Origin of the sequence: Paraburkholderia solisilvae (assembly GCF_902859875.1) — a bacterium.
GTDB classification, from domain to species: domain Bacteria; phylum Pseudomonadota; class Gammaproteobacteria; order Burkholderiales; family Burkholderiaceae; genus Paraburkholderia; species Paraburkholderia solisilvae.
In genome coordinates this window covers 55,776-79,193 of record NZ_CADIKF010000036.1, presented here as the reverse complement: position 1 = coordinate 79,193, position 23,418 = coordinate 55,776, and the positions used below count along the sequence as shown (strand labels likewise).

22 protein-coding genes and 1 pseudogene are annotated in these 23,418 nt (G+C 65.0%); 15 read left to right on the top strand and 8 right to left on the bottom strand.

What is annotated here, in order from left to right:
* Positions 1 to 839: pseudogene (locus HV675_RS32780) on the top strand (DUF6600 domain-containing protein); the annotation flags it as partial.
* 205 nt (positions 840 to 1,044) lie between these two features.
* Here the strand turns inward: HV675_RS32780 and HV675_RS21350 are convergent.
* Positions 1,045 to 2,016, bottom strand: coding sequence for a thymidylate synthase (locus HV675_RS21350; protein WP_175113082.1), 972 nt, complete (start codon positions 2,014 to 2,016; stop codon positions 1,045 to 1,047).
* Between the two features lie 273 nt (positions 2,017 to 2,289).
* Entirely contained in the window at positions 2,290 to 3,687 is a 1,398-nt protein-coding gene (locus HV675_RS21345) for a sigma-54 dependent transcriptional regulator (protein ID WP_175113081.1), read from the bottom strand.
* 562 nt (positions 3,688 to 4,249) lie between these two features.
* Between HV675_RS21345 and HV675_RS32560 the strand changes: the two genes are divergently transcribed.
* The 9 genes from HV675_RS32560 (at position 4,250) to HV675_RS21300 (ending at position 13,409) form a co-directional block, all read left to right on the top strand.
* On the top strand, positions 4,250 to 4,762 hold the full coding sequence (locus HV675_RS32560; RefSeq protein WP_246270451.1) for a hypothetical protein: 513 nt from the start codon (positions 4,250 to 4,252) through the stop codon (positions 4,760 to 4,762).
* A 185-nt stretch (positions 4,763 to 4,947) separates the two neighbouring features.
* Complete coding sequence (locus tag HV675_RS21335) at positions 4,948 to 5,478, top strand: hypothetical protein (protein ID WP_175113080.1); 531 nt, start codon at positions 4,948 to 4,950, stop codon at positions 5,476 to 5,478.
* A gap of 23 nt (positions 5,479 to 5,501) precedes the next feature.
* Complete coding sequence (locus HV675_RS21330; RefSeq protein WP_175113089.1) at positions 5,502 to 6,116, top strand: hypothetical protein; 615 nt, start codon at positions 5,502 to 5,504, stop codon at positions 6,114 to 6,116.
* A gap of 26 nt (positions 6,117 to 6,142) precedes the next feature.
* Positions 6,143 to 7,714 (top strand): hypothetical protein, encoded by a 1,572-nt coding sequence (locus HV675_RS21325; RefSeq protein ID WP_377700522.1) that lies wholly within the window; start codon positions 6,143 to 6,145, stop codon positions 7,712 to 7,714.
* 246 nt (positions 7,715 to 7,960) lie between these two features.
* Positions 7,961 to 8,674, top strand: a complete 714-nt coding sequence (locus tag HV675_RS21320; protein WP_175113079.1) for a C39 family peptidase — start codon at positions 7,961 to 7,963, stop codon at positions 8,672 to 8,674.
* Positions 8,675 to 8,681: 7 nt separating this feature from the next.
* On the top strand, positions 8,682 to 9,539 hold the full coding sequence (locus HV675_RS21315) for a peptidase C39 (RefSeq protein WP_377700523.1): 858 nt from the start codon (positions 8,682 to 8,684) through the stop codon (positions 9,537 to 9,539).
* A gap of 154 nt (positions 9,540 to 9,693) precedes the next feature.
* A complete protein-coding gene (locus HV675_RS21310; RefSeq protein WP_175113078.1) occupies positions 9,694 to 11,130 on the top strand; it encodes a hypothetical protein in 1,437 nt (478 codons plus the stop codon).
* 24 nt (positions 11,131 to 11,154) lie between these two features.
* A complete protein-coding gene (locus HV675_RS21305; RefSeq protein ID WP_175113077.1) occupies positions 11,155 to 12,663 on the top strand; it encodes a sigma-54-dependent transcriptional regulator in 1,509 nt (502 codons plus the stop codon).
* A 242-nt stretch (positions 12,664 to 12,905) separates the two neighbouring features.
* Positions 12,906 to 13,409 carry a dihydrofolate reductase gene (locus HV675_RS21300; protein ID WP_175113076.1) on the top strand — a complete coding sequence of 168 codons (504 nt, stop codon included), beginning with the start codon at positions 12,906 to 12,908 and terminating at the stop codon, positions 13,407 to 13,409.
* Between the two features lie 88 nt (positions 13,410 to 13,497).
* Here the strand turns inward: HV675_RS21300 and pmbA are convergent, their stop codons facing one another.
* Positions 13,498 to 14,874 (bottom strand): metalloprotease PmbA, encoded by a 1,377-nt coding sequence (pmbA, locus tag HV675_RS21295; RefSeq protein ID WP_175113075.1) that lies wholly within the window; start codon positions 14,872 to 14,874, stop codon positions 13,498 to 13,500.
* A gap of 464 nt (positions 14,875 to 15,338) precedes the next feature.
* Between pmbA and yjgA the strand changes: the two genes are divergently transcribed.
* Both yjgA and mog read left to right on the top strand, forming a co-directional pair.
* Entirely contained in the window at positions 15,339 to 15,956 is a 618-nt protein-coding gene (gene yjgA, locus HV675_RS21290; RefSeq protein ID WP_175113074.1) for a ribosome biogenesis factor YjgA, read from the top strand.
* The gene (gene mog, locus HV675_RS21285; RefSeq protein ID WP_175113073.1) at positions 15,937 to 16,569 is read left to right on the top strand and encodes a molybdopterin adenylyltransferase; all 633 of its coding nucleotides are present in this window, start codon (positions 15,937 to 15,939) and stop codon (positions 16,567 to 16,569) included. Before yjgA ends, mog begins: the two co-directional genes overlap by 20 nt.
* A gap of 17 nt (positions 16,570 to 16,586) precedes the next feature.
* Here the strand turns inward: mog and orn are convergent, their stop codons facing one another.
* Complete coding sequence (gene orn / locus HV675_RS21280; protein ID WP_175113072.1) at positions 16,587 to 17,204, bottom strand: oligoribonuclease; 618 nt, start codon at positions 17,202 to 17,204, stop codon at positions 16,587 to 16,589.
* Between the two features lie 104 nt (positions 17,205 to 17,308).
* Here orn and HV675_RS21275 point away from each other — a divergent pair, with 104 nt between their 5' ends.
* From HV675_RS21275 to HV675_RS21265, 3 genes are read left to right on the top strand one after another with little or no spacing between them, the layout of a single operon-like run.
* Positions 17,309 to 18,568: a M48 family metallopeptidase gene (locus HV675_RS21275; RefSeq protein WP_175113071.1), complete on the top strand. Its 1,260-nt coding sequence runs from the start codon at positions 17,309 to 17,311 to the stop codon at positions 18,566 to 18,568.
* Positions 18,565 to 19,551, top strand: a complete 987-nt coding sequence (gene rsgA, locus HV675_RS21270; RefSeq protein ID WP_175113070.1) for a ribosome small subunit-dependent GTPase A — start codon at positions 18,565 to 18,567, stop codon at positions 19,549 to 19,551. Before HV675_RS21275 ends, rsgA begins: the two co-directional genes overlap by 4 nt.
* Positions 19,552 to 19,557: 6 nt before the next feature.
* Positions 19,558 to 19,878, top strand: coding sequence for a putative signal transducing protein (locus tag HV675_RS21265; RefSeq protein ID WP_175113086.1), 321 nt, complete (start codon positions 19,558 to 19,560; stop codon positions 19,876 to 19,878).
* 217 nt (positions 19,879 to 20,095) lie between these two features.
* Here HV675_RS21265 and HV675_RS21260 read toward each other — a convergent pair whose 3' ends face one another.
* The 4 genes from HV675_RS21260 to trmD all read right to left on the bottom strand — a co-directional run bounded on the left by HV675_RS21260 (position 20,096) and on the right by trmD (position 23,391).
* Complete coding sequence (locus tag HV675_RS21260) at positions 20,096 to 21,034, bottom strand: CobD/CbiB family protein (RefSeq protein WP_175113069.1); 939 nt, start codon at positions 21,032 to 21,034, stop codon at positions 20,096 to 20,098.
* A 202-nt stretch (positions 21,035 to 21,236) separates the two neighbouring features.
* Entirely contained in the window at positions 21,237 to 21,977 is a 741-nt protein-coding gene (locus tag HV675_RS21255) for a CoA pyrophosphatase (RefSeq protein ID WP_175113068.1), read from the bottom strand.
* A 104-nt stretch (positions 21,978 to 22,081) separates the two neighbouring features.
* Positions 22,082 to 22,465 carry a 50S ribosomal protein L19 gene (gene rplS / locus HV675_RS21250; RefSeq protein ID WP_175113067.1) on the bottom strand — a complete coding sequence of 128 codons (384 nt, stop codon included), beginning with the start codon at positions 22,463 to 22,465 and terminating at the stop codon, positions 22,082 to 22,084.
* A 158-nt stretch (positions 22,466 to 22,623) separates the two neighbouring features.
* Complete coding sequence (gene trmD / locus HV675_RS21245; RefSeq protein WP_175113066.1) at positions 22,624 to 23,391, bottom strand: tRNA (guanosine(37)-N1)-methyltransferase TrmD; 768 nt, start codon at positions 23,389 to 23,391, stop codon at positions 22,624 to 22,626.
* Positions 23,392 to 23,418: the final 27 nt, after the last annotated feature.

Genomic DNA, 23,418 nt, shown 5'->3' with positions numbered 1-23,418 from the left:
CGGTGAACGGTGCGCCGAACCGTGCACCCAATGGCCCGTCGCCGGGCCAGCCCAATGGCGTACCGCATCCGCAGCCGTTCGCAGCCGGCGCGCCGGCACAAAGCCAGGGCCGTCCGCCGATGCCCGCGCAAGCCGGTGGCGGCGCGCAGCAGCCGAATGCGCAAGCGCGGCCGGGCAACAACGTGCCGCGGCCGCCGTCATTCGCGGGCGGCAGCGCGAACGACAGTCGGGGCGGCAATCACGGCGGTCCGCAGCCGGGCAATCCGCCGCGTAACGAGCCCGCCTGGACGCAAACGCATCCGCCGATGGCGCAGCAGCGCGACGGCCGCCCGGGACAACCGGTTGGGCAGGCCGACCGGCCGCCGCAAGGGCAAGGTCAGACGCAGGGACAGGCTTTCGGACAACAGCCGCCGCGGCCGGGATTCAATCCGCAGGCGAATGCGCCGCGCCCGCCCGTCAACGCGCAAACGCCGCAACAGGCACAGCAGCCGGCGTTCCGGCCGCCGCAGGCACAGCCGGCGCGCCCACCGCAGGCTCAGCAGCCCACTGCGCAACCGAGGCCGCAACAGCAGGTTCAGCAGCCGAGGCCGGAATCTCATCCGCAGCCGGCACCGCAGCCGAGGCCGCCGCAGCAAGTCCAGCAGCCACGGCCGGAGTTTCATCCGCAACCGGTGCAGCAACCGCGCCCGCAGCCGATGCCGCAACCCCGGCCGCAACAGGTGCAACAGCCGCGGCCAGAGTTCCACCCGCAACCGCAGCAGCAGCAGCGTGCGCAGCCTCAGCCCCATCAGGAGCAGCGCGCGACCAGCGGCGGGCACGACGAGCATCGGCGCAGCTAGGCTGAGCGGCGAGGCAGCGCGGCGCCGCGAATCGCACCGAATAACGTGCGAGCTCGCGTAGAGCCGGCGAGGTGTCTTCACATGGCCGCCGCGCAAACGACGAAGCCCGCCGCATGGGCAATGCGGCGGGCTTCGTCGATTCCTGCTTCCGTTCGGGCAGGCGGCGGCGCGCGCGACACGCGCCGCCGCACACCGCAGAGGGTATTCAGATCGCCATCGGCGCCGTCAGCGGCTCATGGTGCTGATAGCCGACCAGCGCGAAGTCGGACGGCTCGATGCTATCGAGCCACTGCGGCTCATACACCCCAGTCTTCGCATACTCGGGCACCCGCTCGGCGATCTCCAGACGCGGGCTCGGATACGGCTCGCGCGTCAACTGCTGCTGCAGCATCTCGAGCTGATTTTCGTAGATATGCGCATCGCCGATAAAGTACGTAAACCAGCGCGGCGTATAGCCCGTCAGGCGGCCGACCAGATGCAGCAACGCCGCGCCCTCGGTCAGATTGAACGGCGTGCCGAGGCCGACGTCATTGCTGCGGATGTACAGGCACAGCGAGATTTCGCGCCGCGCGACATTCGGCAGGAACTGGTACAGCAGGTGACAAGCCGGCAACGCAATCTCTTCGAGTACGGCCGGGTTCCACGCATGAAACAGAATGCGGCGGTCCGACGGGTTGCGCATGATCGTGTCGAGGCATTGGCGCAACTGGTCGATCGCCTTGTATAGCAGCACCTTCCGGCTGCCGCCCTCCTCGAACTCCGTGACCGGCTGGTAGCCGCGCGCGGCGGCATCCTCGCGCTGCGCGCTCGCGCTCGCATCGAGCACCTTGTACGCGGGCCATTCGCGCCACTGCACGCCGTACACGGCGCCGAGATCGTCCGGCCCCTCGCGGTATGGATTGGCGAGCCACTGCGCGTTGTCGTTCGCGTTCGCGTCCCACACCTTGCAGCCGAGCGCGCGGAAATCCGCCGCGCTGCGCGACGCGCGCAGAAAACCGACCAGTTCGCCGATCGCCGACTTGAACGCGAGCTTTTTCGTCGTTACCGCCGGGAAGCCCTGCTGCAGATCGAAACGCAACATCGCCCCCGGCATGCTGATCGTGCGAATACCGGTGCGGTTCTCCTGCCAGGCGCCGGTGTCGAGAATCGTGCGGACGAGGTCGAGATACTGTTTCATGCGGGGGTTCCTTCGGCATGGCGCGTGACGCACCGGCGATGTCGCGTGGCGACTGAAACCCGGATTCTAGCAAGCTTGGGGCACGCGCCGTCAACGCGTGATGGAGGGGCAAAAAGGGGACGGGCTGCGGCGCCGTTCGTTGCGCGCGGTCGAGGCCGCTGTGGCTGGCCGCCGCACTTGATGAATACTCAGAAACCCAGCAAATCGACAACGTTGCGCGCGCATCAATCTCATATAAAACGATACGCACAGCCGGTTGAGTCCAAACTCAAATCACAGATGCTGAACCGACGGCGGTAAGGTCACATGTGGCGGCATCACTTCGCTTTCCATATGCCGCATGCCATGCGAGCACAGCAACCGGTACAGCGTCACGCGCGAAATGCCGAGTTCCTGTGCCGCGTCGCCCAGACGCCCGCGATGACGCAGCAGCGCGAGTTCGATCGCCTGCCGTTCGGCCGCTTCGCGCGCCTGCGCAAGCGACACGGGCACAATTTCGACGTACTCGGCCAGCTCGAGGTCGCGCGCGGTAATCGCGCGCCCTTCCGACATCACGATCGCGCGGCGCACCCGGTTGATCAGTTCGCGCACGTTGCCCGGCCAGCTGTAGTTGTGCAATGCGGCGATCGCATCGGGCGCGAAGCCGCGCAGCCGCCGGCTCGCATCTTTTCTGAAACGTTCGAGCATATGCCGCGCGAGCAGCTCGATGTCCTTGCCGCGCGCGCGCAACGGCGGCTCGTCGATCTGCAGCACGCACAACCGGTGATACAGGTCCGAGCGGAACCGCCCTTCGATCATCGCGGTGTTCATGTCGACGTGGGTCGCCGAGATGATGCGCACATCCACTTCGATCGACCCGTGGCCGCCGAGACGCTCGACCTTGCGCTCCTGCAGGAAGCGCAGCAGGCTCGCCTGGCTTTCGAGCGGCAGGTCGCCGATTTCGTCGAGAAAAAGCGTGCCGCCGTTGGCCGCCTCGACGCGGCCGATCTTGCGCTGGTTCGCGCCGGTGAACGCGCCGCGCTCATAACCGAACAGTTCGGATTGCAGCAGATGAGGCGGAATCGCACCGCAGTTGATCGCAACCAGCGGCGCATTGCGGCGCGCGGAACGTTCATGAATCGCGACCGCGGTCAACTCCTTGCCGGTGCCCGACTCGCCGGAGATAAACACCGGCGCATCGGTCATCGCGACCTTGCGGATCGAGCGGAATAACGCGAGCATCGCGTCGCACGAGCCGACCATTTCGCCTTCGGTGCCTGCCGGTTGCGTCGCATCATTCGACGCGGTCTCGCCGAGCGAAATCATCCCGTACGCATGGCCGACCGAGTCGACGATACGGTCCCCTGAATAAGGTACCGTTACGTAGTCGAAACAGTAATCGCGTACGAGCCGGCGCAACGCCGCGTCCTGCAATTGGCCGGGCATCGTGGCCGCGACCCAGCCAACATTGGGCATCGTCAGGCACGATTCGAATGCGGCAATTTCGTGTTGCTGGAAACAGCTGGACAGATCGAGCAGGCCGCCAGCCGCGGTACCGGCCCGAACTGCGCGGCGTGCGTCGCGTGCTGAACCGACCACCTCGACATGCCAGCCGCGCTCATGAAAGCGCGCGTTGAGATCAGCACTGGGATCGCGTGAAACGTAAATCAGTTGCCGCGTTGCGGATTCCATTATTCAGATCCTCTCGTCAACGAACGTTAAGGATGACGCACGCACCTGAACCGCTATTCCTCGTATTCCTCAGATACGTGACTATTCGAATCGGGATTCGCATATAGAACGAAAACCGAACGGCCATTCCATTCCGTACGGACAGCTGATCCCCGAAAAGCGGCGCTTGTATTGAACGGCCCACGAATAGGCTTTTTTAAAACGTGTGCTGTAGTCGAGAGCTTACTATACGTACAGCCCTTCGAAAAACAAATATGCAAATTAATTCAGCACCCCTAGATTAGGTAACGCTGACCGGCAATACAATCAGACAACGGTAAGTTCTTTACGAATAAAAAGATTCATACACTTTCCGCATACTTTATCTGCCGCATAAAAGCCGTTGCGCGAGCAGGTATTGGTTCATTTCGCACTATTCGGCCGGTGTCGTATCAACGCTGAAACGTTTTCCGCCGATTCAGGCTCGTCCACGCACGACGCATCGCACACCAGCCCGGCCCAGCAACGGATTGAGCGCGATGGCATACGTTTCGCTAAATGTGCCTCACCAAGGAGACACATCATGCGACTCGTTTCCCGCGGTGCTTCGCGCCCTCGCTACCTCGCCGCCCGCCTCGTCTGCTGGCGCGTTCGAGCAGCTTCGCTACGCTCGTTCGCCGGCGCCGCGGCACTCGGCGCGGCGCTGTCGCTAATCGCGTTCACCGGCGCATACGCTCACGAATCCGCTTCGTCGAACTCCACCGACGCCGGCTCCGTCGCCCTCGCGGACACGACGTCCGCAGCGGCGGCGGCGCCGGAAACGGCGGTTGCAAATAGCGAAAACGAAACGTCCACACCGATATTGAACACGCCGGCCGATGTCGTTTCGATGAACGACGTGCCGATCGACGACCAGGTGCTCGCGCGGCAACGCGGCGGCGCCGCCGGCATGACGATGGTTGCGGCTACGCAGCAATTGCTGCGCGGCACGTCGGTGACGCTCTGGGACGAGATTGCCCCGCCGGCGCCGCTGCCGGTTCCGGTCGACGCGGCGCGCGCCGCGCAAAGCAATGTCGCGAGTTACATGAGGAAGTAATGCGGAAGTAATGCGGAAGTGATGTGGAAATGATGCGCAAGTGAATACGGAAATGAGGCACAGCAGTCAAGCAGCGAATTGAGGCAGGCGCGTGGCAAGCCGCAAGCGGCGGCTTGTATGACGCGAGAAACCTGCGCGAGAGAGACCGATTTACCACTGTTGAACAACACGCTGTCGGGGCATCCATGAACGCGTCGCTCAAAGCAACGTTGCCGTCACGCAGCCGGGTCACGTCGATCGGGTCCGCGCTGCCTGCGCTGTTAGTCCCGCTGGTCGCGCTCTCCACCACGCTTTTCACATGCGCCGTGCACGCGCAGCAAGTGACCAACCCCGGCGACATCATCCTCGAACGCGAAGTCGCGCCGCGCAATGCGTTCGACTCGGTGCCCAGAAGTCAGGAACCCGTGCTGTCGCGTGCGACAACCTTCCCGGCGAACAGCTTCAACCCGGCAATGGCGCAGCTCGCGTCCGACTCCGATCTGACCAACGCACGCGGTTCGAACGGCGTCGCCTCCGCGGGTGTGCTCGCCGGTTCCGGCATGCAGGCGGTCACGCGGATTCTTTCCGGCAACACCACCGGCAGCAACGTCGCACTCGGCGCGGGCGGCATCGGTCAGGCGGGGCCCGGGATCGGCGGCACGATTTCGTCGAGTGTGACAGGCGCGCTCGCGCCGCTCTCGAACGCCCTCTCCGGCGCAATGGGAGGCCTGAAATGAACCCGCGCCGCATCGGCATGAAGATGAAGGCACGCGTCGTCTGTGCCGCCTGCGCCGGCCTCACGGCCGTGCTCGCCTGCACGGCACAGGACGCGAGCGCCCAGGCGCTTGCCCGCGTGAGCGGCGACGCGAGCATTGCGACCGGCGCCGCGCTCGGCGCGACCGGCGCGATCACCGTCAACGAGGCCGCGGGCCTCGACAACGCACAGGCCAACCAGTTGACGATCTCGACCGGCGGCTCGGTCGCGAACGACAACGCGAGCGTGCAAAGCGCGACGGCCTCCGCAAAGGTCGACAGCGCGCGCGCATCGATCGCGGGCAATGCCTTTTCGAATACATCCGGCGCGGTACTGGTGAACCAGTCCGCGGGCGCGGCGAATCTCCAGCGCAACAGTGTGCAGCTCGGCACTGCTGCAATCGGAGTCGAGACCGTTTCGGACAGCGTGCTGTCCGCAGCGGTCCCGAAAAGCGGTGGTCTGGCACGAGCGAACGGGGTTCACGACGCGAGGGAGGCAAGCATCTCAAGCGAAGCCTTCAGGAACGTCAGCGGAATCGTGCAGATCAACCAGACTGCCGGCGCCGGTAATGCCACGGCAAACAGTTTTGTGCTCCGTCCCCCGGCGGGCACTCTTTTCTAACTGACTAAAAGTATCGGAGCGACATCATGAAACTGAAGCGCACCCTGATTGCTGCAGCCGTCCTTGCAGCGGCGTCCGGCAGCGTGTTCGCGGGCCAGATGAAGAACCCGTATATCTTCAATGCGACGATGGTCGGCGAACAGGTCGGCATCGAGGGCTACGTGCGCCTGTTCGGCTGCGTGTCCGTGTCGAGCACCGCGGGCGCGGTTGTCAACAACACGCAAAGCGCGACCGTGAACGCGTCGCTCGATCCGCAGGCGCAAAGCTACATGCGCGGCATGCTGACCACGCGTGTCAACAATGCAACGTCCAGCGTGAACGGCACCGGCAGTAACACCGTCTGGAGCAACAGCTCGTTCTCGACCGGCGAGCAGCACGCGTCGTCGAGTGCGTCGTCGAGCTCGCATATGTCCAACTCGACCACGACGGTTTCCGCCTCCAGCAATTACGCATATGGCAACCAGTCGGCGGCGAGCGCGTCGAGCGAACATCACCAGTCGAGCGACAGCGGCCACGCGAGCAACAGCTCGTCGGCCTTCGACGGCGCGATTTCGGCGAGCGACAACAGCAAGCACTCGAGCTCGAAGTCGGGCGACTTCTCCGCCAAGGTCTCGCAAGGCGCGTCCGGGTCGTCGAGCCACAGCTCGCACGGCAACCCGTGGGGCGACCATTCATCGAGCGCGTCGGAGCAGTCGCAGGCCAATGCGAGCGGCTCGTTCAGCAAGAACGGCATGTCGAGCGCGTCGAACTCGTTCGACGCCAAGGCGTCCGGGCATCTGAACACGAGCCACAGCGATACGGAAAGCGAGCACTCGAACAGCTCGAACAGCTGGTCCGCCAACGCGGCCAACAGCGGTTCGGGCAACAAGTCGGCCAGCGCGACGGTGACTTACGCGCATAACGACTCGAGCTCGGGCATGAGCTCGCATTCGGGTTCGTCCGCGTATGCGACGTCGAGTTCAGCGTCGAAGAGCTGGGGCTATAACGTGAACGACACGCTCACCACGGTCGACGAAAAGACCACCGGCTCGGTGACGCAGTACGTGAACACCCAGGCGCCGGGCACGCTGAACGCCGGCACCGGCAGCAATGCGGCGTCGGGCGTATCGGGCAACCTCGGCATCAACGTCGCGCAAGGCATCGACAACGTACAGAGCAATGATGTCGCGCTCGCGTCGGTCGACGTCGGCAATGTGTTCGGCAACGCACAGATCTTCAACTCGCAGTCCTCGGGCGGCAGCGCGAAGATCAATAACTTCAATCTGAACGCATCGGTCGGCGACGGCTCGCTGTCGCACGTGACGGGCAATGTCGGCGTGAACGTCGCATCGGGTATCGGCAACGTGCAGAACAACAGCCTCGCCGGCGCCGTGACGACGACCAACGCCGGCACGGCGATGACGACGGCGATGGTGGCCACGGACGACAACTCGCAAACCGCCAGCATGTCGGTACGCGGGCAGTTCCAGGGCACCGCGATGCTCGGCGCCAATACGCTCGCGGGCGCGTCCGGCAACATCGGCGTGAACATCGCGGGCGGTGCGGGCAACGTGCAGCACAACGGTCTGGCGATCGCCGCGCTCAACAGCGGTCACTAAGCTGGTATGCAATGCGTAGCAAACATGGTGAAGAAGGCTGAAAAAGCCATGTAGGCCGTCACACGGGCTTGTGCCGGCTGCCAGAGAAGCAGCCGGCACATAACGACCGGATAAGCGCCGAAGCGCTAACTCTGATCGACTCGCTGCATGACGCCTGGTAAGCGCTGAAGCGCTAACCAGCCGTAGTGCAGCGTGGGATCAGAGTAAGCGCTGAAGCGCTAACTCTGATCGACACAGGAGACCAGCATGTCCCCCGGGTTTGTTCGCTTCCCGGCGTTACCGCTCGCCTTGGCGTTCTCTTGTTGCACGTTGTGTGCGACAGCCCACGCACAAGCGACCATCGATACGTCTACCCTCGCAGGTATTCCGCTGACCAAAACGGTTCGCTCGATGAGGGACATCCGCTACAGCCATATCGTCAACCAGCAGTTCGACTACAGCTGCGGTGCCGCTGCGCTCGCGACGCTCCTCAAGTACGGCTACGGCATCGACATCCCCGAGACGGAACTGATCCGCCGGATGATGGTTTTCTCCACGCCGGACGTCGTGGTCAGGAACGGTTTCTCGATGCTCGACATGAAGAAATTCGTCGAGACGATCGGGCTGCGCGGCAGAGGCTTCCGGGTCAATACGGACGCGTTGTATCACCTGCAGATCCCCGTGATGGTGTTGATGAACATGGACGGCTACGAGCACTTCGTGATCGTCAAGCATGCCGGAGACGGCCGCATCTTTATCGCGGACCCCGCGCTCGGCAACCGCATCCTGCTTGAAGAAGATTTCGCGAAGACATGGAACGGACTCGTGTTCGCCGTCGTCGGCAAACCGTTCAGGGAGGATTCACCGCTGTTGCAGGACAACGAGTCGCTGGCGTTGAAGCTGCGCGCAAGCGCGCTCGAGACCGGCACCGCCGCGACACCTTTTGTCGAATACGGCCTGACCAAAGCAGACCTGTTCTGAGCCCATCATGAAGCGTGAACCCTCAACCCTCAGCCGCGCCGTCAACCGCACCCTCCGCGCCGCCACGCTTGCCGCGGCCGGTGGATGGGCGCTCGGTTCCGGCGGCGCCGCGCACGCAGCGGAAGGCGGCGGCGCCGCAGGCATGCCGTCGTTCCTGTCGGCACGCGACGGCGCGGCGGACTCGATCAAATGGCAAGCGGTCGGCGACGACGTGCTCGCCGGCCAGACCGGCAAGTTTGCGAACGGCCAGATGATCTCCGGCTTCGTTCTGAACGTGCTGTCGCAATGGAGCCTGCCGAACGGCGCCAGCGCGATCGCGCAAGGCTCGCTCGCGGTCGCGCAGAACGCGGCGAACCAGATGAGCGCGGCCGTCAATTCGAACGCGCGCGTCATCGACGGCAACGGCCGCGGCAGCGGCGCGGACCCGTCCGCAAGCGTGAACGGCGCGCAGCAGATCTCGGTGAACGGCGTGTCGCAGGTCACCCAGGTCGCCGGCAACAGCAACGTCGGCATGAACTCCGCGCAGATCGATTTCAGCAGCAACGCGCTGCCGTCCGTGACCAGCAATGGCGCGACGAGCGCGAACGCGTCGAATGCGAACGGCACGATCAAGGCCGGCATCACGTTCGGCAACGGCGGCGTGACAGTCGCGTTGCAGACGCCTGCCGGCCTCGCGACGCAAACGATCGCGCCGAACAGCGCGCAAGCCGGCTCGATCGCACAGATGCTGCAGATCGCGGGCAACAACCAGCAGGTCGCGAACCAGTTGCAGTTGCAACTGCAGACCGCGCAGATGTCGTCGTCGATGCTGCGCCAGGCAGGCGTGCTGCAGGCGCTGCAGAACGCGATCAACGCGAGGAGATGACGCAGACGGAATCACGCAGGAGAAGACGCGGGCCGCCACCCGCACCGCATGAGAAAAGCACGAAATCGAAGCTGTAAGGAGACGAGGCCGCGCCAGCACAAGAACAGCGACGCGCGACCGGTTTGACCGGGGGAACAACAACATGATGACCGATATGAAGACCAGAAGGCCGCGCTTTGCTCTCGCGGCCATTCCGGCAGCGGCCCTGATGTTTGCATGGGCACAAGGGGCGGCCGCTCAGGCCCTGGCAAGTCAATCGATCGACGAGCGGCTCAATGCGCTGATGCGCGTCGTCGACGAGCAGCAGCGGCAAATTCAATCGCTCGAGCGCCAAGTGACGAATCTGGAAATGGCGCAGCGCGGCCGCGGCACGCCAGGTGTGGGCGCGTCGGGCTCCACTGCGGTGGCTGAACAACCCGGCGCCGACGGTCTTCCGGTGCCGCTGCCGCCGCTTGCGCAAATCACGCCCGGCGCGCCCGCGCCGGCCAGCCAGAGCGGCAGCACGGCGACCGGCGTGCCGGTCAATCCGCCGGCGCCCGACGGTTCGACCGCGACCGGCTCGACCGCGCCCGGCGCACCGGTGGCGCCCGACCAAGGCGCCATCGGCCAGACCCAGAAAGCGGCCGAACCGGTGCGCACGCAGTCCGAGGAAGCGGTCGTGCAGCGCGAACACGCGCCGCTCTTCGATCACAAGCTCACGCTCGACTGGGGGATCAGCGACACGTATTACGATCGCCGCCAGTTGCAGCTGTCCGGCTTCCTTGCGCTCGACGCGATCTTCCTCGGCAATATCAACCTCGGCGAGACGAAGTCGCACCAGGTGATGGCGGATCTCGACGTGCGCTACGGCCTCACGGACCGTATCAGCGTCGACGTCGACGTGCCCTACATCTACCGTCACAGCACGTTTATCGTCGGCGGCGCGGGCGGCGCGGCGAGCACGCTGTCCGACGCGTCGGTCAACTCGCATGCGATCGGCGACGTCAACTTCGGCTTCTACTACCAGTTGCTCAAGGAAACCAACAGTATCCCCGACGTGGTCGGCAGCCTGCGCGTGAAAGCGCCGACCGGCACGTCGCCGTTCGGCATCAAGGTCGTGCAGCTGACGCCGGACAACACGAACCTCGTCGCGCCGTCGGAACTGCCGACCGGCACCGGCTTCTGGAATATCACGGCCGGTTTGTCGGTACTGAAGACGTATGACCCGATCGTGCTGTTCGGCAGCCTCTCGTACACGTACAACGTCGCGCGTTCGTTTGCGGATATCTCGTCGGTGCAAGGCCAGACCGAACCGGCGACCGTGAAGCTCGGCGACATCGTGCAGATCGGCGGCGGCGTCGCACTCGCGTTCTCGGACAAGGACTCGGCCAGCATTTCGTACACGCTCGCGCTCGAGCCGTCGTCGAAAACGAAGGCGCCGGGCGCGGGCTATCAGGACGTGCCCGGCAGCGAAACCACCGCGGCCGTGCTGAATTTCGGTTTGAACCATGTGGTCAACAAGCACCTGACGATCAACGGCGCGGTATCGATCGGCATGACGCCCGATGCGCCGAACTTTGTCGTCGGTGTGCGCTTTCCCTACACTTTTTGACGTGTCCACGAAACGAGGCAAACCGTGCGCGAATCCTCTCATCTGACTCCTGTGCCCACGTTTGCCGGCAGCGGCGTGCCGCTGTCGCTCGCGCGGCCCTCGCAGGCCGCGCCGGGCGCGCCGGCAACCGACGCGCGCACGACCGACGCGGGGGCGCGCGTCGACCGCACGCTGCTGTACGTCGCGCGCACGCCGGACGATACGCTCGTCGCGCATCTGAAGAGCCGCGGCTGGGCGGTGCTCGTCGCGCGCACCGCGCAGGAGATCGCCCGCCTGCTGAAGCCGGACGCCGTGTGCGCCGGCATCGTCGACATGGCGAGCTTCGCGGTGCGCGATCTGGCCGCGCTCGAAGCGAGCCTGCGCCGGCAGCAGGTGGGCTGGATCGCGCTCGCGAACGCGGAGCGGCTCGCGGATCCGGAAGTGCGGCGGCTGATTCGCCACTACTGTTTCGACTACGTGAAAATGCCGGTTGCGCATGCAACCATCGACTATCTGGTGGGCCACGCGTTCGGCATGGTCACGCTATACGATGCCGACGTGCCGGTCGATATCGCGCACGAAGGCGACGAGATGGTCGGCACCTGCGACGCGATGCAACAGCTCTTTCGCACGATCCGCAAGGTCGCGAATACCGACGCGCCGGTGTTTATCTCGGGCGAGTCGGGCACCGGCAAGGAGCTGACCGCGGTCGCGATTCACGAGCGCTCGCCGCGCCGCAATGCGTCGTTCGTCGCGATCAACTGCGGCGCGATTCCGCACCACCTGTTGCAGTCCGAACTGTTCGGCTACGAACGCGGTGCATTTACCGGCGCGAACCAGCGCAAGGTCGGGCGCGTCGAAGCGGCCAACGGCGGCACGCTCTTTCTCGACGAAATCGGCGACCTGCCGATGGAAAGCCAGGCGAGCCTGCTGCGCTTCCTGCAGGAAGGCAAGATCGAGCGCCTCGGCGGCCATGAATCGATCGCGGTCGACGTGCGAATCATCTCGGCGACCCACGTCGATCTCGAAGACGCGATGCGCGATGGGCGCTTTCGCGCGGACCTGTTTCACCGGCTGTGCGTGCTCCGCGTCGACGAACCGCCGCTGCGCGCACGCGGCAAGGACATCGAGATTCTCGCGCACCATATCCTGCACAAGTTCAAGTCCGACAGTGCGCGCAAGATTCGCGGCTTCACGCCGTCGGCGATCGAAGCCATGTACAACTACAACTGGCCGGGCAACGTGCGCGAGCTGATTAATCGCGTGCGCCGCGCGATCGTGATGGCGGAAACCAAGCTGATTTCAGCCGAGGATCTCGATCTCGGGAACTACAGCGCGCAGCAAACGATGACGCTGTCGCAGGCACGCGAAGCCGCTGAAAAGCGCGCGATCGAAGCGGCGCTGCTGCGGCACCGGCATCGTCTGAACGAAGCGGCGACCGACCTCGGCATTTCGCGCGTCACGCTGTACCGGCTGATGGGTGCGCATGGCCTGCGCGACGCGGGCGGCGATGACAAGGCGCTGTTTCCGGGCGATGGCGACGTGCGGGAATGAAGCGGTTGGTGCTGCTTTTGCGTTTTGTTGTTCGGCTTGTGCTCGGCTTGTGGCGCGGTTTGTTGCACTGCTTGTTGCACGATCCGCTGCCCGCAGCGCTCGCCGCTGCGATCGGCGTCGTGCAACCGGCAGCGAGCAACTGGCATCGTGTGCGAGGCGAGGCGCGCCGCGCTGCCTGCGCATAAGGCGTTCAGCGCCTGTCAGGTAGAATCGCTGCGAACCGATTCTCCCCGCTTCCTCCCATGACGACGCTGACCCTGATCGTCGCTCGCGCCCGCAACGGCGTGATCGGCCGCAATAATCAACTGCCCTGGCGGCTTCCCGAAGACCTCGCGTTTTTCAAGCGCACGACAATGGGCGCGCCGATCGTGATGGGCCGCAAGACGCATGAGTCGATCGGCCGCGTGCTGCCGGGCCGGCGCAATATCGTCGTGTCGCGCGACGCGGCGCGCCGCCATGACGGCTGCGACACGGTGACGAGCCTCGCGGCCGCACTCGCGCTCGCGGCACAGGACCACGCGCCGGAAGCCTTTCTGATCGGCGGCGCGCAGCTCTACGAAGACGGGCTGCGCCACGCGCAAAAGTTGATCATCACCGAAATCGCCGCGGACTTCGAAGGCGATACGACGTTTCCCGCGCCCGATCCGCGCGAATGGCAAGAAGTGTCGCGCGAAGCGCACCGCGCGAATCCGCCGAACGATTTCGACTACGCGTTCGTCACGTACGAGCGCAGGAAGCAGGCGTAAAAAAATTCGCCACGTCGCGTTGGTACGCGACGTGGCGAATTTGCGAGTCTGAGAACGCAGGCCGGACCGCGCGCTCGCGCGACCCGCTTTACTGTCCGGCGATCGTCATCCGTTCGATCAGCACCGAGCCGGTGTGCTTGGTGCCGCGCACGATCGTATCGGCGCCGATCGCGACGATATGCCGGAACATCTCCTGCAGCGTGCTCGCCACCGTGATCTCTTCGACCGGGTACTGAATTTTCCCGTTCTCGACCCAGAAGCCCGACGCGCCGCGCGAATAGTCGCCGGTCACGTAGTTGACGCCCTGCCCCATCAATTCGGTCAGCAACAGACCCGTGCCGAGCTTTTTCAGCATCGCTTCGAAATCGTCGCCGGGCTGCGTGAGCGAGCTCTTCAGCGACAGGTTGTGCGAACCGCCCGCATTGCCGGTGGTCGGCATGCCGAGCTTGCGCGCCGAATACGTCGACAGGAAATAGCCTTCGACGACGCCGTCCTTCACGACCGAGCGCTCGCGCGTGCGCACGCCTTCTTCGTCGAACGGAGCGCTGCCCATCGCGCGCGGCACGTGCGGATCTTCGAGAATCTGCACATGCGGCGCGAACACCGGCTTGCCGAGGCTGTCGACGAGAAACGTCGTCTTGCGATACAGCGCGCCGCCGCTGGTCGCCTGCACGAATGCGCCGAGCAGTCCCGCCGCGAGCGGCGCTTCGAACAGCACCGGCACCTTGCGCGTATCGAGACCGCGCGCGCCCATCCGCGCCAGCGCGCGTTCGGCCGCATAACGGCCCACCGCTTCCGGATCGGCCAGTTCGCCCGCGCTGCGCTTTGACGTGTACCAGTCGTCGCGCTGCATGTTGCGACCGGTGCCGGCGATCGGCGCGCACGCAACATAGTGACGCGAATACGGATAGCCGGCGAGGAAGCCGCGCGTCGTGCCGAGCACGAACTGCGAGTGCTGCGCCGATACGCTCGCGCCTTCCGAATTGCGGATTCGCGGATCGGTCGCGAACGCGGCATCTTCGGCACGGTGCGCGATTTCGACCGCTTCGTCGGCCGACAGATTCCACGGGTGATACAAATCGAGGTCGCGCGGCGCCTTCTCGAGCAGCTCCTCTTCCGCGAGGCCCGCGCAGTCGTCTTCCGCGGTAAAGCGCGCGATGTTGTACGCGGCGCTCACGGTGTCCTTCAGCGCGTCGGACGAAAAGTCCGAGGTGCTTGCGTTGCCGCGCTTGTTGCCGATAAACACCGTCACGCCGACCATCTTGTCGCGGTTGTGCTCGATCGTCTCGACTTCACCGCGCCGTACCGAGACCGACAGGCCGTCGCCTTCGGAGATCTCGGTTGCCGCATCGCTCGCGCCGAGCGACTTCGCGTGACGCAGGATGTCCGACGCGATCTGCTTCAGTTCGTCCTGCGTATGGGGAAAGAAACGTTGCCGCGCTTCGGTTTCGATGTCTGCTGCCATTGTCATTGCCGTCCTGGGTTGGCGTACTGGGCCGGGCCTCGCCCGCCGTGCGGTTACGCGCTGGGTTGCGCTTTCGAACGCGCCTGTTCGATTCTGCTTATGTTTGCCTGATGCCTGCTGGTGTCTGCCTGATGCCTGCTTGTGCCTCCGGTGCGGCTCGCGCCCGCCGGCTGCCGTCTCTGAAGTCCTTCCGTACCTGCAGCACTCGCCGTACTTGCGCCCGCCACTGCCCGATTTCAATCGGGCGTGCCTGCCGCGTGACGCGGGTCGCGCGACACACAGCCCGCATGCATCACGTGTGTTTCGCGATCATAGCAAGGTCCGCGAACGCGCACCTGGTGATCGCAATCACCCGCGCGTGCGGCGATGTCCACCGGCGCATCACGCAAGTGCGGGCTCAGACCCAGGCCGCGGCGGTACCGCGCGCGACAGCTGCCTGAACCTCGCACGTTACAATACCGGGCATGACACGCAAAACCCGTATTCAACCTATGTCGGACGCGCCGGCCGGCGACGACCACGGCTATGATCGCCCCAGCAAGTCGCAGTTGAAGCGCGAAATGCATGCGCTTCAGGAACTCGGCGAAGCCCTCGTCGAGCTGCCGAAAGACGCATTGAAGCGCATGCCGATGCCCGAAGCGCTCGGCGAAGCGGTTCATGAGGCGCGCCGCATCACCGACCATGAAGGCAAACGCCGCCAGATCCAATACGTCGGACGCGTGATGCGCTCGCTCAGCGACGACGAAACCGGCGCGCTGCGCACCGCGCTCGACACCTACAACGGCGCGAACCGGGCCGAAACCGCGAAGCTGCACTGGATCGAGCGCACCCGCGCAGCGCTGCTCGAAAACGACGCGGCGCTGACCGAATTCCTGCGCCAGCATCCGTCGGCGGACGCGCAGGCGGGCCGCACGCTGATCCGCAACGCGCGCAAGGAAGCGCAGCTCGGCAAGCCGCCGCGCTACTTCCGCGAGCTGTTCCAGTGGATCAAGCAGGCAGGCGGCGCGCATGCGGCCGGCGAGACCGATCCCGATTCCGATACCGACGTCGAGGAAGACGACGATGACCACTCCCACGCCTGAGCACCGAGCCGAGCATCCGGACGAACTGATCGTCGGCCTCGTCTCGATCAGCGACCGCGCCAGCAGCGGCGTCTACGAAGACAAGGGCCTGCCGTCGCTCGAAGCATGGCTCGGCGGCGCGCTGAGCTCGCCGTGGCGCAGCGTGACGCGCCTGATCCAGGACGACGCGCCGACCATCACCGCGACGCTGATCGAACTGGTCGACGAAGCCGGCTGCGACCTTGTGCTGACGACCGGCGGCACCGGCCCGTCGCGGCGCGACGTGACGCCCGAGGCGACACTCGCCGCGGGAACGAAGGAAATGCCGGGGTTCGGCGAGCAGATGCGGCAGATCAGCCTGAACTTCGTGCCGACCGCAATTCTGTCGCGGCAGGTCGCGGTGATCCGCGAGACGCCCGGGCGGGCGGCGCTGATCATCAATTTACCGGGGCAGCCGAAGTCGATCCGGGAGACGCTCGAAGGTTTGCGCAGCGCGGATGGCGCGGTCAAGGTGCCGGGCATCTTTGCTGCGGTACCCTACTGCATCGATCTGATCGGCGGGCCGTATATCGAGACGAATACGGCGGTGGTGACGGCGTTCCGGCCGAAGAACGCGGTGCGCGCGCCGCGCTGAAGGCGGCCTGCGCCGGTCTACTTCGCCGGCGCGTCCGTCGCCGGGGCGCTGGCGGCCGGAACCAGGAAATGCTCGCGGTAGTAGCGCAATTCGTCGATCGATTCGTGGATATCCGCAAGCGCGGTATGCATCGCGCGCTTCTGGAACCCTTTGTAGACCGCCGGCTGCCAGCGCCGGCACAGTTCTTTCAGCGTGCTGACGTCGAGGTTCCGGTAATGGAAAAACGCTTCGAGTTCCGGCATCCAGCGGGCCATGAAACGGCGGTCCTGGCAGATCGAATTGCCGCACATCGGCGATTTGCCGGGCGGCACGTATGCACCGAGAAACGCGCGGATCTGCGCAGCCGCGTCGGCCTCGCTCACCGCGGACGCGCGCACCCGGTCGGTCAGACCCGAACGGCCGTGCGTGTTGCGGTTCCACTCGTCCATCTTGCCGAGCGTTTCGTCGCTTTGATGGATCGCGAGCACCGGCCCTTCGATCATCTTGTCGAGCTGCGAATTCGTGACCACGACCGCGATCTCGATGATGCGGTCGTTATCCGGATCGAGCCCGGTCATTTCCATGTCGAGCCAGATCAGGTTCATTTCGCTGCGCGCAAGCGGCGCGGCAGCGGCGGGGTCGAGGATGTCGGTCATGGGAAAGCAGCATCAGAGGGGAATGCGGCGGGCGAGCCTCCGGTCGAGGCGCCCGCCGGCACGAACAACCCTATAATTGTCGCATAGTTACCACGGACTTCCGGATGCCCATTGTGTACTTCTCCATTCTGTTCGTGATCGCCGTGCTGGCGATGGTCGTGACGAAGCTGTGGCTCGCGTCGCGACAGATCCGTTTCGTCGCCGCGCACCGCACCAGCGTGCCGCCGCAGTTCGCCACGAAGATTCCGCTTACCGCGCATCAGCGTGCGGCCGACTACACGGTCGAGCGCACGCGGCTCACGATGGCGGAGATCGTGGTCGGCGCCGCGGTGCTGATCGGCCTCACGCTGCTCGGCGGCGTGCAGGCCCTCGACCTCGGCATTTCCGGCTGGCTCGGGCGCGGCTATCTCGGCCAGATCGCGCTGGTGGCGGCGGTCGTCGCGATCACCAGCGTGATCGACCTGCCGTTCGATTACTACCGGCAGTTCGGCATCGAGGAACGCTTCGGCTTCAACCGGATGACGAAGCGTATCTTCTTCGCGGATCGCGCGAAGGGCGCGCTGCTCGGCGCCGCGTTCGGCCTGCCGCTGCTGCTGGTGGTGTTGTGGCTGATGGACCAGGCGGGCAGTCTCTGGTGGCTGTGGACATGGATCGTCTGGGTTGCGTTCCAGATGCTCGTGCTCGTGCTGTACCCGACGCTGATCGCGCCGATCTTCAACAAGTTCGAACCGCTGAAGGATGAAGCGCTGAAAAGCCGCATCGAGGCGCTGATGAAGCGCTGCGGATTCGCCGCGAAGGGCCTCTTCGTGATGGACGGCAGCCGCCGCTCCGCGCACGGCAATGCGTACTTCACCGGCTTCGGCGCGGCCAAGCGCATCGTGTTCTTCGACACGCTGCTTGCGCGCCTGTCCGGCAGCGAGATCGAAGCGGTGCTCGCCCACGAGCTCGGGCACTTCAAGCGCCGTCACGTGATCAAGCGGATGGTCGTCACGTTCGTGCTGAGCCTTGCAATGCTCGCACTGCTCGGCTGGCTCACGCAGCGCGTGTGGTTCTACGAAGGACTCGGCGTGCGGCCGTCGCTCGCCGGCAGCAACGATGGGCTCGCGCTCGTGCTGTTCTTCCTCGCGGTGCCGGTGTTCCTGTTCTTCGTCACGCCGCTCGGCAGCCTGAGCTCGCGCAAGCACGAGTTCGAAGCCGACGCGTTCGCCGCGACGCAGACCGATGCGAAAGACCTCGTCAACGCGCTCGTCAAGCTTTATGAGGACAACGCGTCGACGCTCACACCCGACCCGCTCTACACCGCGTTCTACTACTCGCATCCGCCCGCGTCGCAACGGATCGACCGACTGCTGTCGCACGCATGAGCGGCCGCCCGGCCAAAGGCCTAGCAAAGGGCGTCGCCCGTGCCGCCGCGCAGCCCGCCGGCCGCGCGCGCGGACTCGTCATCGCGGCGCACGGGCGCCACTACATCGTCGCGCCTGCGGACGGCGGCGCGTTGCTGCAATGCTTTCCGCGCGGCAAGCGCAGCGAAATCGCGGTCGGCGATCAGGTCGTCTATGAGATGACGTCGGCGGACCAGGGTGTGATCGTCGAGATCGGTGAGCGGCGCAATCTGCTGTACCGGTCGGATCAGTACAAGTCGAAGCTCTTCGCCGCGAATCTCGACCAGTTGCTGATCGTGCTCGCCACCGAACCTCATTTCAGCGAAGACCTGCTCGGCCGCGCGCTCGTCGCGGCCGAAGCCAACGAGCTGAAGCCGCTGATCGTGCTGAACAAGATCGACGTCGAAGCCGCCGTGCCGTTCGCGCGCAAACGCCTCGCGCTGTATCGCGAGCTTGGCTACACGGTGCTCGAGATGTCGATCAGAACGCAGCCGGACGCGGCACGCGCGGTCCTGAGCGAGCATCTGCACGGCCACGCGACGTTGCTGCTCGGCCAGTCGGGGATGGGCAAATCGACACTCGTGAATCTGATCGTGCCGGATGCGGAAGCCGCGACGCGCGAGATCTCCACTGCGCTCAATAGCGGCCGGCATACGACCACGTTCACGCGCCTCTATCCTTTGTCCACGTTGTCCACACTGCCCGGCCAGGAAGACCAAGGCGGCGCGCTGATCGACTCGCCCGGCTTCCAGGAATTCGGCCTGCATCATTTGACCGAAGGCCGGCTGGAACGCGCGTTCCCCGAGTTCCGGCCGCTGCTCGCGCACTGCCGCTTTTACAACTGTCACCATCTGCACGAGCCCGGTTGCGCGATTCTCGAAGCCGTCGCCGGAGGCCGCATCGCGCGCGAACGTCATGCGCTCTATGCGCAACTCGTGCACGAGACAAACCAGGTGGTCCGCTGATCCATGATGAGGCTGCTGCGCGCGCCAAACCTGCTGATCGGCCAGCACTGGGTCAACCTGCTGGCGACCGCAGGTATCGCCTGCGAGCTGCACAACCGGTATCTGAATGGCGCGTTAGGCGACATTCCGGCTGACCAATGCGCGCCGGAGTTGTGGCTCGTCGACGAGCGCGACGAGGCGCTCGCGAGACGGTTGATCGACGCGGCATCGCGTGGACCGGCCGCCGGTGCACCCGAGTGGCGCTGCGGTCAGTGCGGAGAAATGCTCGAAGCGCAGTTCACCGTGTGCTGGAAGTGCGGCACGCCGCGTAATCCGCTGGATGGGTGACGGGCGGGTCGATCAACGGTCGTGCGCGCGACGGCGCGCGGGTCAGGCGCTGAAGGCACGGCTGCGGCGCGCGCCTTGCACGCGGTCCGCCGGATGATTACTTGAGGGGTTGTGCGCGGCGGCGCGACTGAGCCGCTGGCAGCCACTGTCGCAGTACCGTGTGTCGCGCGCGATCGCGGCGGTTCTTTGGCAGCGGTTCGCTACTGATCAGACCCGGTCACGACAACCACACCGCGATCGTCAGCATCAGCAGCAGGATCATCCACAGGATCACCGCACGCCAGACAAGGCCCACCGCCGATTGCAGCGTGCGCGGCGTGCAATCGTCACCAACCGTCATCGGGCCGCCGTCGCCGGTCGCGAGCGCGTCGAGGCTCGATAGCTCGGCAAGCGGCCCCGACAGGCGCGCGCCGAGCGCGCCGCTGCCGGCGGCGAGCAATACGCCGTCGTTCGGATCGGGCCATTGGCGCGCATGATTGCGCCACGCATAGATCGCGTCCTCGAAATTGCCGACGATCGCAAAGCCGAGCGACGTCAAGCGCGCGGGGATCCAGTCGATCACGAAAAACGCGCGCTGCGCGAACGTCGAAAACGCGGGCGTGCGTTCCTCGACCGGCTGCGACCACGCGCGCGCCAGATATTCGGCGATGCGATACAGCACCGCGCCCGCGGGACCGATCGGCACCAGAAACCAGAAGAACACGCCGAAAACGTGACGGTGCGACGCGACCACCGCGTGAATCAGCGTATGGCGCACGATCTCGCTGACCGGCATATCGACCGTGTCGAGTCCGGTCCATTCGTTGAGAACTTCGCGCGCGCGCGGCACGTCATCGTTATTCAGCGCGAGGTGAATGTCGGTGAAATAGTGGCTGAACTGGCGGAAGCCGAGCGTGAAATAGACGATCACGACGTTCCACAGGAAGGCGAGCACGAAGTGGATCTGGAACAGCACGAAATAGATCAGGCCGACCGCGAGGGTCCACGGCAGCACGACGACCAGCCATGCCAGCACGCCATGCCTTTCCTTGCCGGCATCGAAACCATGCGCGGTCGATTCCGCGTGGTATTGAAGCAGTGACGCGATCGGGTTGCTCGGCGACAACGCGCGGACCTGTTCGAGAATCAGAGCCAGCAATACGGAGAAAAAAGTCATGCGATGCGCCGTGCTATTCGAGTTATTGCGAGTTTTGCCGGGTTTTACATGCGACCTTCGCGTTCGATCCGTACGATAGCACAGGGTCGGATGTGTCTCACCAGCTGCGATTGCAAACCGGCAACGCGATCCGGCCAACGTTTGCGCACGTGGGCGCGCAATCCGGCCACCAAACTACGATCAAGCGACGCCCAAGCAAGGATCAGGCGGCGAGGAAGCGATAAAAATTGCGCAACATGCCGGCCGTTGCGCCCCAGATGAAGTAGTCGCGGCCGGTGGCGCCATCGCCGGCGGTCTCCTCGCCGGCCGCGGCTGCGGCTTCCGCGCGCGGATAAGGCATCGCAAAAAAGCGACGCTCGCCATGCTCCCAGCGCAGCACGCGCACCTGATGATTCGCCGGGTTCATCAGGAATGCGAGCGGCACCTCGAAGATCTCGGCCACTTCGAGCGTATCGGCATGGACGGTGAACGGCGGATGCACGAGGCTGACCACTGGCGTCACGCGAAAGCCGGTGCTCGTCAGATAGTCGGGCAGCGCGCCCAGCACTTCGACGCGCGCCGGGTCGAGGCTCACCTCTTCCTGCGCCTCGCGCAGCGCGGTCGCGATCGTGTTCGCATCAGTCGGCTCATGACGGCCGCCCGGGAAGCTCACCTGGCCCGCATGGTCGCTCAGGTGGTCGGCGCGCTGCGTGAGCAAAACGGTCAGGCCCGAGTCACGCACCACGAGCGCGATAAGCACCGCGGCCACGCGCGGATCGACATCTTCGCGCCACGGCACTTCGCGAGGCTCGGGTTCCCAGCGCAGGCGCTGCTCGAAGCGCGCGCGCAAGCCGTCAGGCGTCAGACGAGCCGGTGCGACCGCAGGCAGATTGGCGCCCGTCGATTCGACAGGCAGAGATTCAGGTTCGAAGACCGGACGAACGGGACGGGCGGGACGGGACAATGGAACTCCCGGAAGCGGGTGTGAACAGGAAACGTCGAGACACACCGCTATTTTGAACCAGCCAGTAAAAAAGCACCCGGGGTGGGTGCTTTTTCTTACAGCTTTTACTCCTGGGCAGCGCGGTCTTTCGACACCAGCTTTTCCTTGATCCGCGCCGACTTGCCCGAACGCTCGCGCAGGTAGTACAGCTTGGCGCGGCGCACATCGCCACGACGCTTCACGACGATGCTCGCGAGCAGCGGCGAGTACGTCTGGAACGTACGCTCGACGCCTTCGCCCGACGAGATCTTGCGGACGATAAACGACGAGTTCAGACCACGGTTGCGCTTGGCGATTACGACACCTTCATACGCCTGAACGCGCTTGCGGTTACCTTCGACGACGTTCACGTTGACGATCACCGTGTCGCCCGGGGCGAACTCGGGGATGGTCTTGCCGGCGAGCGCGCGCTCGATTTCTTCCTGCTCGAGTTTTGCAATCAGATTCACGATTGACTCCTTATGCCATCTTGTCGGCGTTCGTACCTGCCTTGCTGACTACGCTCGGCTACGGCCCCGATAGAGGATGGGTTCACCACTGGAACTGTCCACGCATGGACGGCCCCGCCTATGTCCCGCGCCCGGCGGCGCCGGCCTTCGATTTGCTCTCAGGCCTTCGACGCTTCGTTCGCGAGACTCGCGAGCCATGCCTCGTCGGCACGGCTCAACAACCTGTTCGTACGGGCCCGCTCGATCAGATCGGGCCGCTTTTCGAGCGTGTTGCGCAGCGCTTCGCGCCGCCGCCACTGCTCGATTTCCGCATGATGGCCGCCGAGCAGCACATCGGGCACGCGCATGCCCTGATACTCCTCGGGCCGCGTGTAGTGCGGGCAATCCAGCAAACCGTCGACGAAGCTGTCCTGCACCGCGGACTGCGCATCGTTCAGCACGCCGGGCAACTGGCGCACGATCGCGTCCATCAATGCCATCGCGGCAAGCTCGCCACCGGATAGTACGAAATCGCCGAGGCTCACTTCTTCGTCGACACAGCGGCTGATCAACCGCTGGTCGATCGCCTCATAGCGGCCGCACAGCAGAATCAGGCCCGGCTGCGCGGCAAAGCGCATCACGCCGCCATGATCGAGCGTCGCGCCCTGCGGCGACATCATCACGACCCGCGACCCGACAATGCCTTGTTCCGCCTGCGCGGCTTTCGCCGCGCCAATCGCGTCTTCGAGCGGTCTTGCCAGCATCACCATGCCGGGACCGCCGCCGTATGGACGATCGTCGACCGTGCGGTAATTATCCGTGGTGAAATCGCGTGGATTCCACGTGCGCAACCCGAAGCGCTGCTGTTTCGCCGCGCGGCTCGTGATGCCCCAGTCGGTCAGCGCACAAAACATGTCCGGAAAGAGCGATACGACGTCGAACTGCATCGCTCTCCCCGATCAGCGAAATCAGCG